Source organism: Bradyrhizobium sp. cir1 (assembly GCF_014198245.1).
Taxonomy (GTDB): Bacteria; Pseudomonadota; Alphaproteobacteria; order Rhizobiales; family Xanthobacteraceae; genus Bradyrhizobium.
This window is the reverse complement of sequence record NZ_JACIHE010000023.1, coordinates 64,455-79,120: the sequence shown is the minus strand read 5'-3', so window position 1 is coordinate 79,120 and position 14,666 is coordinate 64,455. Positions and strand designations below refer to the sequence as shown.

The 14,666-nt window shown below is 64.6% G+C and carries 16 protein-coding genes; 9 read left to right on the top strand and 7 right to left on the bottom strand.

Going from position 1 to position 14,666, the window contains the following annotated elements; genetic code table 11:
- Window positions 1-9: 9 nt before the first annotated feature.
- From GGD63_RS32580 to GGD63_RS32550, 7 genes are all read right to left on the bottom strand, one after another.
- Complete coding sequence (locus tag GGD63_RS32580; RefSeq protein WP_183248200.1) at window positions 10-723, bottom strand: ABC transporter ATP-binding protein; 714 nt, start codon at window positions 721-723, stop codon at window positions 10-12.
- Complete coding sequence (locus GGD63_RS32575) at window positions 716-1,483, bottom strand: ABC transporter ATP-binding protein (protein WP_183248198.1); 768 nt, start codon at window positions 1,481-1,483, stop codon at window positions 716-718. Before GGD63_RS32575 ends, GGD63_RS32580 begins: the two co-directional genes overlap by 8 nt.
- Window positions 1,476-2,420 carry a branched-chain amino acid ABC transporter permease gene (locus GGD63_RS32570; RefSeq protein ID WP_183248196.1) on the bottom strand — a complete coding sequence of 315 codons (945 nt, stop codon included), beginning with the start codon at window positions 2,418-2,420 and terminating at the stop codon, window positions 1,476-1,478. Before GGD63_RS32570 ends, GGD63_RS32575 begins: the two co-directional genes overlap by 8 nt.
- The gene (locus GGD63_RS32565; protein ID WP_183248194.1) at window positions 2,417-3,334 is read right to left on the bottom strand and encodes a branched-chain amino acid ABC transporter permease; all 918 of its coding nucleotides are present in this window, start codon (window positions 3,332-3,334) and stop codon (window positions 2,417-2,419) included. The genes GGD63_RS32570 and GGD63_RS32565 overlap by 4 nt, the downstream gene beginning before the upstream one ends.
- A gap of 300 nt (window positions 3,335-3,634) precedes the next feature.
- Window positions 3,635-3,853, bottom strand: a complete 219-nt coding sequence (locus tag GGD63_RS32560) for a hypothetical protein (protein WP_183248193.1) — start codon at window positions 3,851-3,853, stop codon at window positions 3,635-3,637.
- Window position 3,854: 1 nt separating this feature from the next.
- Window positions 3,855-4,514 carry an acyl-homoserine-lactone synthase gene (locus GGD63_RS32555; protein ID WP_183248191.1) on the bottom strand — a complete coding sequence of 220 codons (660 nt, stop codon included), beginning with the start codon at window positions 4,512-4,514 and terminating at the stop codon, window positions 3,855-3,857.
- 82 nt (window positions 4,515-4,596) lie between these two features.
- Window positions 4,597-5,325 (bottom strand): LuxR family transcriptional regulator, encoded by a 729-nt coding sequence (locus GGD63_RS32550; protein ID WP_183248189.1) that lies wholly within the window; start codon window positions 5,323-5,325, stop codon window positions 4,597-4,599.
- A gap of 164 nt (window positions 5,326-5,489) precedes the next feature.
- Here GGD63_RS32550 and GGD63_RS32545 point away from each other — a divergent pair, with 164 nt between their 5' ends.
- From GGD63_RS32545 to GGD63_RS32505, 9 genes are all read left to right on the top strand, one after another.
- Window positions 5,490-5,669 (top strand): hypothetical protein, encoded by a 180-nt coding sequence (locus GGD63_RS32545; RefSeq protein WP_183248247.1) that lies wholly within the window; start codon window positions 5,490-5,492, stop codon window positions 5,667-5,669.
- Between the two features lie 247 nt (window positions 5,670-5,916).
- Window positions 5,917-6,855 (top strand): LysR family transcriptional regulator, encoded by a 939-nt coding sequence (locus GGD63_RS32540; protein WP_183248187.1) that lies wholly within the window; start codon window positions 5,917-5,919, stop codon window positions 6,853-6,855.
- Window positions 6,856-6,999: 144 nt separating this feature from the next.
- Window positions 7,000-7,878, top strand: coding sequence for a shikimate dehydrogenase (locus tag GGD63_RS32535; protein WP_183248185.1), 879 nt, complete (start codon window positions 7,000-7,002; stop codon window positions 7,876-7,878).
- A 56-nt stretch (window positions 7,879-7,934) separates the two neighbouring features.
- Complete coding sequence (locus tag GGD63_RS32530) at window positions 7,935-9,065, top strand: ABC transporter substrate-binding protein (protein WP_183248183.1); 1,131 nt, start codon at window positions 7,935-7,937, stop codon at window positions 9,063-9,065.
- A gap of 241 nt (window positions 9,066-9,306) precedes the next feature.
- A complete protein-coding gene (locus tag GGD63_RS32525; protein ID WP_183248181.1) occupies window positions 9,307-10,182 on the top strand; it encodes a branched-chain amino acid ABC transporter permease in 876 nt (291 codons plus the stop codon).
- Entirely contained in the window at window positions 10,179-11,177 is a 999-nt protein-coding gene (locus tag GGD63_RS32520; RefSeq protein WP_183248179.1) for a branched-chain amino acid ABC transporter permease, read from the top strand. Before GGD63_RS32525 ends, GGD63_RS32520 begins: the two co-directional genes overlap by 4 nt.
- Window positions 11,174-11,917, top strand: a complete 744-nt coding sequence (locus GGD63_RS32515; RefSeq protein ID WP_183248177.1) for an ABC transporter ATP-binding protein — start codon at window positions 11,174-11,176, stop codon at window positions 11,915-11,917. Before GGD63_RS32520 ends, GGD63_RS32515 begins: the two co-directional genes overlap by 4 nt.
- Before the next feature lie 12 nt (window positions 11,918-11,929).
- A complete protein-coding gene (locus GGD63_RS32510; protein WP_183248176.1) occupies window positions 11,930-12,667 on the top strand; it encodes an ABC transporter ATP-binding protein in 738 nt (245 codons plus the stop codon).
- A complete protein-coding gene (locus GGD63_RS32505; protein ID WP_183248174.1) occupies window positions 12,664-14,535 on the top strand; it encodes a bifunctional sugar phosphate isomerase/epimerase/4-hydroxyphenylpyruvate dioxygenase family protein in 1,872 nt (623 codons plus the stop codon). The genes GGD63_RS32510 and GGD63_RS32505 overlap by 4 nt, the downstream gene beginning before the upstream one ends.
- Window positions 14,536-14,666 lie beyond the last annotated feature (131 nt).

The following is a 14,666-nucleotide window of genomic DNA, read 5'->3' as shown; positions in this document are numbered from 1 at the left end:
GAGCGGGGCTCAAATACCGAGATACTTGTGCTGCAGATCCGGCTCGGCCATCAGCTCGTTGGACGTGCCGCTCCACACCGTCTTGCCGCGCTCGATGATGTAGTGGCGGTCGCAGATGCGGGCGAGATGGTCGACGTTCTTGTCGACGACCAGGATCGACTGACCCCGGCTCTTGAGCAGCGACAGGCAGTGCCAGATTTCTTCGCGGATCAGCGGCGCGAGACCTTCGGTCGCTTCATCCAGGATCAGCAGCTTCGGATTGGTCATCAGCGCGCGGCCGATCGCGAGCATCTGCTGCTCGCCGCCGGAGAGCTGGTTGCCCATGTTGGCGGCGCGCTCAGCAAGCCGCGGGAACAGGGAATAGATCGCAGCCAGCGTCCAGGGATTACGGCTGCCGAAACGGTCGGCAGCCGCCGCAACCAGGTTCTCGCGCACGGTGAGATTCGGGAAGATCTGCCGCCCCTCGGGCACAAGCCCGACGCCGAGCTTGGCGATCCGGTACGACGGAAACTGCCGCACTTCGGCCCCCGCAAACCGGATCGCACCTGATCGCGCGGGTGTCAGGCCCATGATGGAGCGGATGGTCGTGGTCTTGCCCATGCCGTTGCGGCCCATCAGCGACACCATCTCGCCCGAGCTGATCGACAGCGACAGGCCGAACAGCACCTGGGACAGGCCGTAGCAGGTCTCGATGCCGTCGACCTCGAGCAGCGTGTCAGCCATGATGCGTCACCACATGCTGGTCGCCGAGATAGGCGCGCTTGACCTCTTCGTTGGCGCGGATCGCGGCCGGATCGCCCGAGGCGATGACGCGGCCATAGACCAGCACCGAGATGCGGTCGGCCAGCGCAAACACCGCGGGCATGTCGTGCTCGACCAGCACGATCGAGACCTCTTTGCGCAGCTCCTGGAGGAGTTTCACCATACGCTGCGATTCAGTCACGCCAAGGCCAGCCATGGGCTCGTCGAGCAGCAAGAGCTTCGGCTTGCTCGCGAGCGCAACCGCAAGCTCGAGCTCGCGCCGCTCGCCATGGCTGAGCCTGTTCACCACGACATCGGCACGATGGCCGAGGCCGACGCGATCGAGCGCGGCGTGGGCGGCATCGCGCAGGCCCTTCTCCTTGCGCGCGTTGGCGAAGAAGCGGAACGAGGTGCCGGCATGCGCCTGTGCCGCCAGCGCGACGTTGTCCGCGGCAGTGAAGTCGAGCAGCAGCGAGGTGATCTGGAACGAGCGGGCGAGCCCCAGCGCGCAGCGGCGATAGGCCGGCAGATAGGTGATATCGCGACCACCGAGCGAGACGCTGCCCGCATGCGGCGAGAGATGCCCGGTGAGCTGGCTGATCAGCGTGGTCTTGCCGGCGCCGTTCGGGCCGATGATGGCGTGCAGCTCGCCGGACGCGACGTCGAGCGAGACGTTGTCCGTCGCGACGATGCCGCCGAAGCGGCGCACCAGCTTTTCGACGCGGAGCAGGGGTTCAGCCACGGCCAGCCCTCCCGAGCATGCCCATGATGCCGCCACGGCCGAACAGCACGATCAATAGCAGCAGCGGGCCCATGATCAGCGCCCAATATTCGGTGATCTGCGACAGGAATTCTTCCAGCAGCAGGAATACCACCGCGCCCATGACGGGGCCGAACAGCGTGCCCATGCCCCCCAGGATCACCATCACCATGAGATCGCCGGAACGGGTCCAGTACATCACGGCCGGACTGACGAAATCGGTGTTGTTGGCGAGCAGCGCACCGGCAAGGCCGCACATCGTCCCTGATATGACGAAGCAGACCAGCTGGTAGCGCTTGGCCGGAAAGCCGATCGCCTGCATGCGCTGCTCGTTGGAGCGCAGCCCCTGCACGACGAGGCCGAAGCGGGAATTGACGATGCGCCAGATCAGGAAGATGACGCCGAACAGGCAGGCAAGGCAGAGATAGTAGAACTGCGTGCGGTTCGACAGGTCGATCAGCCCGGAGAAATCGCTGCGCTTGTAGACGGTGAGGCCGTCATCGCCGCCATAGCGCGCCAGGCCCGAGGCGACGTAATAGGCCATCTGCGCAAAAGCGAGCGTGATCATGATGAAATAGACGCCACGCGTACGGAGCGAGAGCGCGCCGATCACGAGCGCATAGATCGCAGAAGCCGCGAGCGCGACCGGGAACTGGATGAAGCCGGAGCCAACGCCTTCCTGCGCCAGCATGCCGACCGCGTAACCACCGATGCCGAGATAGGCGGCGTGGCCAAAGCTCATCATGCCGCCGAAGCCCATGATGAGGTTGAGGCTCGCGGCCGCCAGCGCCAGGATGACGATGCGGGTGAACAGCGTCAGGATGAAGACGTTGCCGGACAGCTGCGAATAGAGCGGCAGCAGCACGAGGCCCGCCAGCATCAGGGCCGTGACGGCCTTGCTCACGCTCAAACCCTTCATCGACGGCTGGCCGGAAACAGCCCCTCCGGCCGCACCACCAGCACGATCGCCATCAAGAGATAGATCAGCATGGAGGACAGCGCGGGCGCGGCGGTGGAGGCTGCGGCGCCGCTCAGCACCTGCCGCAGCAGATTGGGCAGGAAGGCGCGGCCGAGCGTATCGATCATGCCGACGAAGATCGCGGCGAGGAACGCGCCGCGGATCGAGCCGATGCCACCGATCACGATGATGACGAAGGCGAGGATCAGGATGTTCTCGCCCATGCCGATCTGCACGGTGAGAATCGGCGCCTGCATCAGGCCGGCAAGGCCGGCGAGCGCGGCCCCCAGGCCGAACACCAGCGTGTAGAGCAGCTTGATGTTGATGCCGAGCGCGCCGATCATCTCGCGGTTGGAGGCGCCGGCGCGGATCAGCATGCCGATGCGGGTGCGCATCACGCCTAGGTAGAGCAGCAGCGCGACCAGCAACGCCACCGCGATGATGGCGAGGCGGTAGGCGGGATAGTGAATGCCGGGCAGGATCGGCACCGGCACGGTGAGCCAGGCCGGCAGCGGCAGCGCAAGGCCCGCCGGGCCCCAGATCAGCCGCACCGCTTCATTGAAGAACAGGATCAGGCCAAAGGTCGCGAGCACGTGGTCGAGATGGTCGCGGCCGTAGAGATGCCGCAGCGCCGTCACCTCGAGCACGATGCCGAGCGCCAGCGTAGCCCCGAGCGCCATCAGCGCGCCGAGCAGGAAGCTGCCGGTCCATGCCGCGAAGGTCGCGGCAAAATAGGCGCCCATCATGTAGAGCGAGCCGTGCGCGAGGTTGACGAGATCCATGATCCCGAACACCAGCGTCAGGCCGGCGGCGAGCAGGAACAGGAGCAGGCCAAACTGCAATCCGTTCAGGAACTGTTCGACGACGAGCAGCATCAAAACTCTTTCAGGCGCACGCAGCGTCGCGCCGATGTTCGAACACAGTCGCCATCAGTGAAAGAGCTCCCCCTGCCTCTTCAAGGCCGAAAAATGGGTAATGGCAGTATCGTTCCGAGGCAAGAGCGATTCGACAGCAAACATGCACTTTGTTGCATCCGGCGCACGCCGCCGAGACGCGCCTCGCAATGCAAAAAGGCTGCCGCGCAGGATGGGGCAACCTGCCGCACCCCAAATGACATCACCCTCTCCCCGGCTGGGGAGAGGGTGCGAGCGTCGCTGAATGAAGCAAGGATGCGTCTAGTGCGACGTCATCTGCTGGGGAAAATCGTCCGGCTCGGCGAGCACGCTGTTGACGGTCGAAGCCTCCAGCGCCGCCATCCGGAACAGATAGGCGAGCGTCGTCAGTCCGGAGTCTTCCGCCATCTGCGCCAGCTCCATCGCCATGTCGGACATGTAGCCGAGGTTCTCGTCCTGGGTTTGCGCCATGATCTGGCTGTCCCGCATCATGTTCGACATCTCAGGCGCTCTTTCGTTGCGCGGCAGCAAGACCGCAGAGGTTGGCACGGGCGACGGCATCCAGACGCGGGCCGTCCTGCTGCACGATGGAAGCCATGCCGATGCGATCATGCAGGGCATCGAGCGTCTCCCGACGAATGTCGATGGTGGCCGCCATGGTCCATGCGTTCTCCACCAGGGCCGGCAGGCCGAGCGGCGTCACGACGAAGCCGGCCTCGTGGAAGCGCGGCAACCACCAGGTCTCCATGATCGCGCTGACCTGCGCGATTCCCTGATTGAGGCAGAACTCCTGCACCGCCGCCATCAGTTGCAGATTGAGAGCGCCGTCGCGGCGGTCGCGGACGACGAAGTAGCGTGACCACTCCCAGACCAGCGGATCCACGGGACAGCCGCGCACCGCCGCCAAATGCGGGAAGACCTCGCTCATCATCGAAGGTTTGGTCGTCGGGTAGAGCCGGTGGCCGCCGACGACACGCCGGCCCTCCAGCGCAAGCAGATAGACGGTATCCTCGTCGTCATAGGAATCGATCTCGCGGCCATCCGGCCGGCGCAGCGTCTCCCAGCGCCGCTCCTCGACAAAGATGTCGTGGCGCAGCCTGAAATGTTGTTCGAGTACGTCTTCGTAAAGGTGGCGATTTACCGCGGAAATTGCGTGAATCATGAAAACCCCCATTCATCCTCAATGGGGGCAGAATCTGCGAAAAGACGCAGGTTCGATATTGGGAAATTTCCCAGTACGTCGCTTAGGGATTGATGATCTTGCTGCGAATCGCCAGCGCCACTGCATGCGTGCGGTTGACCGCACCGAGCTTGCGCGCGGCGGTTGCAAGATGCTCTTCGGCCGTGCGCTGCGTGATGTGCAGGATCTCGCCGATCTCCCAGGCCGACTTGCCCTGCGAGGCCCACGAGATCACCTCGCGCTCGCGCGGGGTGAGACGCGTCGAGGGATACGGCGCCGGCTCGAGCAGACGGCGGATGTGGTCGAAGCCATACATCGCCATCAGGTGCAGCGCCGGCTTGCTGCGGGGATTGAGGTCGAGATGGACGCCGCCGAGCGACACCGCGGCTTCATAGCCGGTGAGCCCGTGGATCGGCACGATGAAGCCGCGCGACATACGAAAATCGCCGGCGCGGTTCATCACCTCGGCCGCATCAGGCTCGAGCTCGGCATCATAGGGAGCTTCCGACCATTCGAACGGGTTGACCGATTGCCGGCACAGCCGCACCACCGGATCGACGCGGTCGTAATTGTTCTGGGTGTAGAGACTGAACCAGCCCGCGGGCCAGCGCTTGGCGAGCACCATCTGCGCGAAGCGCTGATCGGGATTCGGCAGCCCCGTCACGATGATGGTTTCGAAGCCGAAGCGACCGAAGACTGTTTCAAGCGCATTCATCGCGTCTGGGACGGTGCGATAAGCCCCAAGGCCTTCAATGAAGTCGAGCGCCTCCCGGCCATAGTCTACGGCGGACATCGGTGCAATTCCTGACCCACACCGTCCCGTATAGCACGTATTCGAGGGCTGCCTCAATTCGCTGGTCCCGTAGTTTACCGGTAGCGACCTGCTCTAAGGCCTTAATCTACTTGTGGAAGAAGTGACGTCAAGTTACACCTAAAGGCGTAGAAAGCGGGAAAACAATGATGGACGACGAGAACATCGCCCTCAACAGCGTGCTCGGCCTGGAATTGAACCGCGTGTTTTTCGCCGTGCGCGAAACGGCAAACAAGCAGAAGATCATCGAGTTCGCGCGCGAGGTGCTGCAGAGCGAGCGCGCGGAGTTGGCGGACAGCATTTCGCCCGAGGGCCCGGCGAGCTAGAAAGCAGTTGCAGCAAGCGACGCCGCTGCAAAAGATCGCGCGACGATACCTTTCCATCTGAACGCGCAGATTTTAGTCGAAACACTCTGAAAGAGAAATTGCTCCGTCATCCCTTACGATTGGGCTGCGCGCTCACCCTCCCCTGGTAAGGCAGCGCGCTCTTCACATCACAACACACTTGCCGCTGGATGACATCGCATCTCTCGTGAGATGATCGCCGCCACGATCGTCTTTCGGATGCCAGACCATGATGACGCTGCGCCAGGTTGAAGTGATCCGTGCCGTGATGGTGACGGGCACCATTGGCGGCGCGGCGAAGCTGCTCAACGTCTCGGCGCCGGGCATCAGCCGCCTCGTCAAGTACACCGAGCGCTCGCTCGGCATCCGCTTCTTCCAGCGCCAGAACGGCCGCTATTTCCCGACGCCGGAAGCCGAGAACATCTTCGAGCAGATCAACGGCGTCTACAAGAAGGTCGACGATCTCTCCGAGATCATCTCCAAGATCGGGCGCGGCGGCCTGTCGGAATTGCGCATCGGTTCGGTGCCGAGCATCTCGCAGGTGATGGTGCCCCGTGCGATCGAGCGTGTCCGCCGCCGCTATCCCGATCTCGGCATCGACATCAACATCCTCAAGATCGAGGAGGCCATCGACTATCTGCTGCTCGGCCGCGGCGAGTGTGTCGCGATGAGCTACCGGCTGGAGCATTCCGGGCTCGACTTCTTGCCGCTCGCCTCGGGCGAGCTCTATTGCATCGTGCCGCCGGGCCACGAGCTCGCCGGCCGCAAGCAGGTCTCTGCTGCCGAGATCACCCGCTACCCGCTGATCGGCATCGATCCCAACGACCCTTACGGCCGGATCATGGCCGAGATCTTCGCGCGCCACCGGCTCGACTACAACATCACCATCCGTGCGCGCTTCGGCACCACGGTCTGCGCGCTGGTGAAGGCGGGCCTCGGCATCGCCATCATCGACCAGTTCACGGTTGCCCATGGCGGCTATCCCGGAATCGAGCTCTTGAAGATCACCGAGCCGACGCGGTTCGACACCTATATCGCGGTCAAGCGCGGCGCGCCGCTGTCGCTCCACGTCGAATACTTCATCGAATCCCTGCGCGCCGAGATGCGCGCTGTCGAGCCGTCCCGCGGCAATGGCAAGGCCTCCGCGGGGCGCGGCCGCAAGAAATAACATTATGTTAGGTTTGCCGGATAAAAGGGTAATTGTGTTAGGCGGGGGAAAGACTATCGTCGCAAGTGGAGGCCCCCTTGGACTTGCGTCGATTTCCCCGCTATTGGCCGGGATCGAACGCTCCCAGCGAGACGATAGCGAACCATGTCGAAGCGCGGATACGCCGCCAGCAAGAAGCTCCTCACCGGCCTGATCGGCGCGCCGATCGCGCACTCCGCGTCACCCGCCATGCACGAGCGCGCCGCCGAGGCGCTAGGCCTGCGCGGCCATTACCAGCTCATCGAGGTCGCCGGCGCCGACGCCGCCGGACTCAGCCTGATGCTGGAAGGCGTACGGCGGCTCGGCTTTGCCGGCGTCAACGTCACCTTTCCCTACAAGGAGGCGGTGGTCCCGCTGCTCGACGAGTTGGCACCGGCTGCGGCGACCATGGCGGCGGTCAACACCGTCGTCGTCAGGGACGGCCGGCTGATCGGCCACAACACCGACACGACGGGCTTTGCGCGCGCGGTCGCGCCGCTGCTGGCGGCTTCCGGAAATGCAGTGGCCGTGATCGGCACCGGCGGCGTCGGCAAGGCGATCGCCTTTGCGCTGGCGAGCCTTGGGGTGACCGACCTCCGGATCTTCGACAGCGAACCGGCGCGCGCCGAGAAACTCGCTGCGCTGCTGGCCGAGCATGGTGGCGCGCGGGTGGCCCGAAGCGTCGAGGACGCGCTTCATGGCGCAACCGGCCTCGTCAACGGCACGCCGGTCGGCATGCTGCCGAACCGCGACACCCCGGTCGCGGCCTCGCTGCTGCGCGAAAACCTGTGGGTCGCCGACGCCGTCTATTCGCCGCTGATCACGCCCCTGCTGGCGGCGGCCAAAGCCATGGGCGCGCGTATCATGACCGGGCGGGAGCTTGCGATCTACCAGGCTGCCGACGCGTTCGAACTGTTCACCGGCCTTGCTCCATCGACCGAAGTCATGGGAGAGGCATTCGACGAGGTGATGGCGGCACGAAGTTCGGCCTATCACGCAGCGTAACGGAAGCGGCCGGACACAAGGCCGCGGACAACATCAACGAAAACCGGGAGGAGATCATGAAATCGACCTTGCTGGCAGGCGCCCTGCTTGCCTTCGCGACTGCAACCAGCGTCCACGCCCAGGCGATCAAGCTCGCCGACGTCGCCGAGCTCTCGGGCGGCGGCGCCACCGTCGGCACCAACTGGAAGAACGGCATCGATCTCGCGATCGAGGAGATCAACGCCAAGGGTGGCGTGCTCGGCCGCAAGCTCGAGGTAACCCACGCCGACTCCCAATCCAACCCCGGCGTCGCCCGCGCCCAGGTGCAGAAGGCGCTCGACGCCGAGCCCTATGTGCTGCTCGGGCCCGGCTATTCCGGCTCGGTGAAGGTGACCGCGCCGCTCGCGGCCGAAGCCGGCATCGCGCAGATCATGGGCGGCGAAGCCGCCGAGCTGACGCAAGGCGGCAACAAGTTCCTGTTCCGCACCTCGTTCGGCCAGCAATCATCGATGCCGAAGGTCGCAAAGTACATCCACGACGAGATGAAAGCGAAGACGGTCGCGGTGGTCTGGGTCAACAATGACTTCGGCCGCGGCGGCCGCGATGTCGTGGTCAAGGAGCTCGACCGGCTCGGCTCCAAGGTGGTTGCCGACCTCTCGACCGAAGCGGGCCAGGCGGACTTCGCCGCCGACGTCGGCAAGATCAAGGCTGCCAATCCCGACGCGGTGTTCGTGTATCTGAATGAAGAAGAGAGCGCACGCATCCTCAAGGAGCTGAAGCGTCAGGGCGTCACCGCGCCGCTGATGGGCGAGACCACGCTGATCGGCCAGAAGGTGATCGAGCTCGCCGGCGATGCCGCCAACGGTGCGCGCGGCCATGTCGGCCTCACCACCGACGCGCCGGTCGACCTCATCAAGGGGTTCCGCGAGAAGTTTTCCAAGAAGTACAATTACGTCCCTGATCATAACGGCCTGAAGGGCTACCTCGCCGTCTACATGGTGAAAGCCACCACCGAGAAGATGGGCAAGGTCGACCCGAAGAAGTTTGCCGACACGTTGCACGGCCTGACCATCAAGGCCGCGGACGAGCCGGGCATCCTGATGGACGTCACCTTCAGCGACACCGGCGACATCGACCGCCAGAGCTTCCTGGTCGAGGTGGTCGAAGGCAAGCAGGTCGTGAAGCAGGTACTGCCGAAGGTGAAGTGAGGCGCTGCCCTCTCCCCACACGCGTCTCGCCGAAGCTTGAGCGAAGGCGGATGCGGGGAGAGATCTCTCCTTTCCCTCTCCCCGCTCTTCGCGGGGAGAGGGTTGGGGTGAGGGGTGCCACCGCAGTCACGGTGATAATTGAATTCGCGGGGAGAGGCCCCTCACCCCTGCCCTCTCCCCGTAAGAACGGGGAGAGGGAGAAGAAAGAAAGAGCGGGGAGAGGGAGAGGAAAGAGGGGAACATGTCCAACCTATTCGATTTACTGGTCGCAGGGTTAGCCACCGGCGCCATCTATGCGCTGGTCGCGGTAGGCTTCACGCTGCTGTGGCAGACCTCGCAGACCATCAATTTCGCGCAAGGCGAGTTCGTGATGCTGCCGGCCTTCCTGATGCTGGCGGCGATGCATGCCGGCGCGCCGTTCTGGCTCGCGATCATCCTCGGCATCCTGCTGTCGATGATCCTGCTCGGCCTCGCCTTCAAGATGCTGCTGGTCGACCCGATGATGCGCCATGGCGTGCTGCCGCTCGCGATTGCGACCATGGCGCTCGCGATCGGCATCAAGGAGGCCGTCAAGCAGTTCTTCAGCGCGGAAGCCTCGCCCTTCCCCCCGATCGTGCCGACCGGAGACATCTCGATCCTCGGCCACGCCGTGTCGCTGCAGAGCATCGGCGTCCTCGCCGTCGCCATTCTGGCCGTTCTCGGCCTGACGACGCTGCTGAACCGCACCTCGCTCGGCCACCAGATGCAGGCCGCGGCGCAGAACCCGACGGTGGCGCGCATCATCGGCGTCCCTGTCGAACGCATGATCCTCCTGACCTTCCTGATCAACGCCTTCCTGGTGGCGCTGGCTTCGCTGCTGATCACGCCGATCTACCTCGCAAAATTCTCCTCCGGCGAGGTGCTGGGCCAGGCCGCTTTCATCGCCGCGATCGTCGGCGGCTTCAACCAGGTGCGCGGCGCGATTGCCGGCGGCCTGTTGATCGGCGTGCTCGACAATCTCGCGGCCGCCTATGTCTCGACGCAGTACCGCGCCGCCGTCCCGATGATCTTCCTGATCGCCGTCATCCTGTTCCGGCCGCAGGGACTGCTCGGCCGCGCCGAGGAGCGCACCGTATGAGCGGCTTCGCAAAACCGTTGAAGATCGCGCTCGGCCTTGCCGTCATCGCCGCGCTGATCGTCGTCCCCATGAACTTCAACCGCTACGGCCTGTTCATCCTGAGCCAGTGGGCGGTGATGAGCATCGCCGCGATGGGCCTCAACCTCACGCTCGGCTATGCCGGCCAGGTCTCGCTGGCGCAGGGCGCGTTCGTCGGCATCGGCGCCTATGCCGCCGCGATCATGACCACCCATGGCTGGCCGCTGCCGGCGGCGATCCTCGTTGCAATCATGTTGAGCTTCGCGGTCGGCTGGGTGCTTGGCTATCCCGCGCTGCGCGTGCAGCACCATTACCTTGCCTTCGTCACCCTCGCCTTCTCGACGCTGGCCTTCCTCGTGTTCCGCAATGAGAGCTGGCTGACCGGCGGCATCTACGGCATCTCCAACATTCCGCGGCCGAACATCTTCGGGATCGCCACCAACAAGCCGCTGCCGTTCTACTATGTCTGCCTCGGCTCGCTCGCGATCGTGTCGCTGGCGGTGTGGTGGCTGATCCGCTCGCCCTGGGGCCGCGCCTTCATGGCGCTGCGCGAAAATCCGTTGCGCGCGCAATCGCTCGGCATCGACACGCGGCGCTACACGCTGATGGCGTTTGCGATCGGCTCGGCACTCGGCGGCGTCGCCGGCGCGCTCTATGCGCCGCTGACGCAATATATCGACCCTGTTCCCTTCAACCTGTCGCTCTCGCTCGATTTGCTGATGATGGTGATCGTCGGCGGCGCCGGCTTCTATTTCGGCCCCTTCCTCGGCGCGATGATCGCTGTGCTGCTGCCGGAATGGCTGCGCTTCACCGAAGGCTATTATCTGATGCTCTATGCGGTCGCGGTGATGCTGCTGCTGATCTGGTCGCCGACCGGCATTCTGGGAATCCTTGATCGTTACATGGCCGCGCGGCGCACCAAGGCGGCCTCCGCGCTGCGCGCCGTCGCCAAGTCGCGCCTGGAGACGGTGCAATGAGCGCGGTCCTCGAAGTCACCAATATCAAGAAGAGCTTTGGCGGCATCCACGCCGTCGACGGCGTCAGCTTTGACGTCCGCGAGGGCGAGATCCTCGGCCTGATCGGCCCGAACGGCTGCGGCAAGTCGACGCTGTTCAACTGCATCCTCGGCCAGCTCACGCCATCGGGCGGCGAGGTGAAACTCGACGGGCAGGTGGTCACCGGCCTGCGCCCCTCCGAGCTCAACAAGCTCGGGGTCAGCCGCACCTTCCAGCTCCTGCAGGTGTTCCCCAAACTCTCGGTGCGCGAGAACCTGATCCTTGCGGGGCAGGAGCACCAGGGCAACATGGCCTCGCGCCTGGTCGGCCGCTCCGACGCCGGACTGACGAACGCCGCCAACCGGATGATCGGCTTCTTCAAGCTCGACCATCTCGCCGACGAACCCGCCGGCGGCCTCTCCTATGGCCAGCAAAAGCTGCTCGATGCCGCCATGGCCTTCATGGGCGGACCGCGTCTGGTGCTGCTCGACGAGCCCGCCGGCGGCGTCAACCCGTCGATGCTGGCGGATCTCAAAGAGCGGCTGGTCGCGATCAACCGCGAAAAGAACGCGACCTTCGTCGTGATCGAGCACAACATGGAATTCGTGATGACGCTGTGCTCGCGCGTGATGGTGATGGCGGAAGGCAAGGTGCTGGCGATGGGACGGCCGGACGAGGTCCGCAAGAATCCCGCCGTGATCGAAGCCTATCTCGGGCATTAGGGAGAGCGAGCCATGAGCGACCCGATCCTCTCGGTTCACAACCTCGTCGGCGGCTACGGCAAGATGAGGATCCTGAACGGCACCAGTTTCGCCGTGCCGGAGGCGACCATCACCACCATCATCGGCCCCAACGGCGCCGGCAAGTCCACCGTGTTCAAGGCGATCTTCGGCCTCCTGAAGCTGCGCGAAGGCAAGATCAGCTTTGCCGGCCGCGACGTCACGAATCTGAGTCAGCGCGCGCTGCTCAATGCCGGCATCTGCTACGTGCCGCAGGGCCGCAACATCTTTCCGGAGCTGTCGGTACGCCACAATATCGAGCTTGGCGGCGTCGCCGCCGAGAAGGGCCTCGACCTCCCCAAGCGGATCGAGGCGGCCCTCGACCTGTTTCCGGCGCTGCGCCGCAAATCGGCGCAGCAGGCATCGACGCTTTCGGGCGGTGAGCAGAAGCAGCTCGAGATCGCCCGCTCGCTGCTGCTCGAACCCAAGCTGGTGCTGATCGACGAGCCCTCGATCGGCCTGTCGCCGCTGATGGTGCAGCAGACCTTCGATATCCTCAAGAGCCTCCGCGACCGCGGCGTCACCATCCTGATGATCGAGCAGAACGCGCGCTCGGCGCTGGAGATCTCGGATTTCGGTATCGTGCTCGAACTCGGCCAGACCCGCATGGTCGACAAGGCAGAGCGCATTTTGAACGATCCCCGCATTGGGCAATTGTTCCTTGGGGGCGCGATGGAGGACAACGCAGCATGACCAAACGCTCGATCGCGACCGTCTCCCTTTCAGGTGCCCTCGACGAAAAGCTCCGCGCCATCGCAGCCGCCGGCTTCGACGCCGTCGAGATCTTCGAGAACGATCTGCTGTCGTTCGGCGCAGGCCCGCGCGACATCGCAAAACTTTGCAAGGACCTCAATCTCGAGATCTGCGCGTTCCAGCCGTTCCGCGATTTCGAGGGCATGCCGGAACCGCAGCGCACGCGCAATTTCGCACGCGCGGAACGCAAGTTCGATCTGATGCAGGAGCTCGGCACCGATCTCTTGCTGATCTGCTCCAACGTGTCGCCAGCCTCGCTCGGCGGCATCGACCGCGCCGCGGACGACTTTCGCGAGCTTGGCGAGCGCGCCGCGAAACGTGGCCTGCGCGTCGGCTACGAGGCGCTGGCCTGGGGCCGCCACGTCAACGACTATCGCGATGCCTGGGAGATCGTGCGTCGCGCCGATCACCCTGCGATCGGCATCATTCTCGACAGCTTTCATGCGCTGGCGCCGGGATTTCCGACCCGCGCCATGGCCTCGATTCCCGGCGACAAGATCTTCCTGGTCCAGCTTGCCGATGCGCCGAAGCTCGAGCTCGACATCCTGTCGTGGAGCCGGCACTTCCGCTCCTTCCCCGGACAGGGCGACCTGCCGGTCGGCGAGTTCATGGCGGCGATCGCGGCGACCGGCTATGCCGGACCGCTGTCGCTGGAGATATTCAACGACCAGTTCCGCGCCGGCTCGGCCGCGCAAACTGCGGTCGACGGCCTGCGCTCGCTGATCCTGCTGGAGGACCAGCTAGCGCCGGACTGGCCGAAATTTGCCGGCGAGCCGCTGGCCCCGAAGGCGAAGAGCCGCGGCACCGGGTTCATCGAGTTTGCCGTCAACGAGACCAAGGCCGGTGAGCTTGCCCGGCTGTTTTCGCAACTCGGCTTCCGAAGGAGCGGCAGGCACCGCAGCAAGGCCGTGGAGCGCTGGTCGCAGGGCAAGGTCGAGCTCGTCATCAATTGCGAGACCGACGGTTTTGCGCATTCGCACTATGTGACCCACGGGCCCGGCGTCTGCGCCATTGCGCTCGATGTCGACAACGCCGGCCTTGCCATGCAGCGTGCCGAGACGCTGAAGGCGCGCACCTTCTACCAGCCGGTTGGGCCGGGCGAACTGGAGATTCCCGCGATCCACGGCGTCGGCGGCAGCCTGCTCTATTTCCTCGATCAGGCCGGCAAGAACTGGGACACCGATTTCGAACCGGTCGCAAGCGACGCCAGCACGGACGCCCTGATCGCCGTCGACCACATCGCGCAGTCGATGCCCTATGACGAGATGCTGTCCTGGCTATTGTTCTACACCGGCATCCTCGACTTGAAGCGCCTGCCGCAGATGGAGATCGCCGATCCCAGAGGCCTCGTGCAGAGCCAGGCCATCATCAACGCCGACCAGAGCCTGCGCTTCGTGCTCAACGGCTCCTCCGCCAATCGCACCCTGCCGGCGCGCTTCATCTCGGAGTTCTTCGGCTCAGGCGTGCAGCATGTCGCCTTCGCGTGCCGGGATATTTTTGCCACCGTCGCCGCGATGCGCAAGCGCGGCGCCGATTTCCTGGATATCCCCGACAACTATTACGACGACATCGAAGCCAAATATGACCTCGCACCCGAGCTGATGGCGCAGCTGCGCGCCAACCACATCCTCTACGACCGCGAGGGCGACAGCGAGTTCTTCCAGGTCTACACCCACATCTTCGACGAGCGCTTCTTCTTCGAGATCGTCGAGCGCCGGAATTATCAGGGCTTTGGCGCCGCCAATGCCGGCATCAGGCTTGCAGCGCAGGCGCGCGAGGTGCGCCCCGCGAGCATGCCAAGGGTGTAGGTCTTCGCCTCTCCCCGCCTGCGGGGAGAGGCCGACGCGCAGCGCGGCGGGGGGCCTCCGCGAGTCACATCGCAATCGGGGGTAACGCTCTCTCAACACGTCATTGCGAGCGCAGCGAAGCAATCCAGAAT

What these genes read in the sequence shown, in the direction of transcription:
- GGD63_RS32580 (WP_183248200.1), bottom strand. Translation starts at nt 723, where the DNA reads ATGGCTGACACGCTGCTCGAGGTCGACGGCATCGAGACCTGCTACGGC.
- GGD63_RS32570 (WP_183248196.1), bottom strand. Translation starts at nt 2,420, where the DNA reads ATGAAGGGTTTGAGCGTGAGCAAGGCCGTCACGGCCCTGATGCTGGCG.
- GGD63_RS32565 (WP_183248194.1), bottom strand. Translation starts at nt 3,334, where the DNA reads ATGCTGCTCGTCGTCGAACAGTTCCTGAACGGATTGCAGTTTGGCCTG.
- GGD63_RS32560 (WP_183248193.1), bottom strand. Translation starts at nt 3,853, where the DNA reads ATGTCGAACATGATGCGGGACAGCCAGATCATGGCGCAAACCCAGGAC.
- GGD63_RS32555 (WP_183248191.1), bottom strand. Translation starts at nt 4,514, where the DNA reads ATGATTCACGCAATTTCCGCGGTAAATCGCCACCTTTACGAAGACGTA.
- GGD63_RS32550 (WP_183248189.1), bottom strand. Translation starts at nt 5,325, where the DNA reads ATGTCCGCCGTAGACTATGGCCGGGAGGCGCTCGACTTCATTGAAGGC.
- GGD63_RS32545 (WP_183248247.1), top strand. Translation starts at nt 5,490, where the DNA reads ATGATGGACGACGAGAACATCGCCCTCAACAGCGTGCTCGGCCTGGAA.
- GGD63_RS32540 (WP_183248187.1), top strand. Translation starts at nt 5,917, where the DNA reads ATGATGACGCTGCGCCAGGTTGAAGTGATCCGTGCCGTGATGGTGACG.
- GGD63_RS32535 (WP_183248185.1), top strand. Translation starts at nt 7,000, where the DNA reads ATGTCGAAGCGCGGATACGCCGCCAGCAAGAAGCTCCTCACCGGCCTG.
- GGD63_RS32530 (WP_183248183.1), top strand. Translation starts at nt 7,935, where the DNA reads ATGAAATCGACCTTGCTGGCAGGCGCCCTGCTTGCCTTCGCGACTGCA.
- GGD63_RS32525 (WP_183248181.1), top strand. Translation starts at nt 9,307, where the DNA reads ATGTCCAACCTATTCGATTTACTGGTCGCAGGGTTAGCCACCGGCGCC.
- GGD63_RS32520 (WP_183248179.1), top strand. Translation starts at nt 10,179, where the DNA reads ATGAGCGGCTTCGCAAAACCGTTGAAGATCGCGCTCGGCCTTGCCGTC.
- GGD63_RS32515 (WP_183248177.1), top strand. Translation starts at nt 11,174, where the DNA reads ATGAGCGCGGTCCTCGAAGTCACCAATATCAAGAAGAGCTTTGGCGGC.
- GGD63_RS32510 (WP_183248176.1), top strand. Translation starts at nt 11,930, where the DNA reads ATGAGCGACCCGATCCTCTCGGTTCACAACCTCGTCGGCGGCTACGGC.
- GGD63_RS32505 (WP_183248174.1), top strand. Translation starts at nt 12,664, where the DNA reads ATGACCAAACGCTCGATCGCGACCGTCTCCCTTTCAGGTGCCCTCGAC.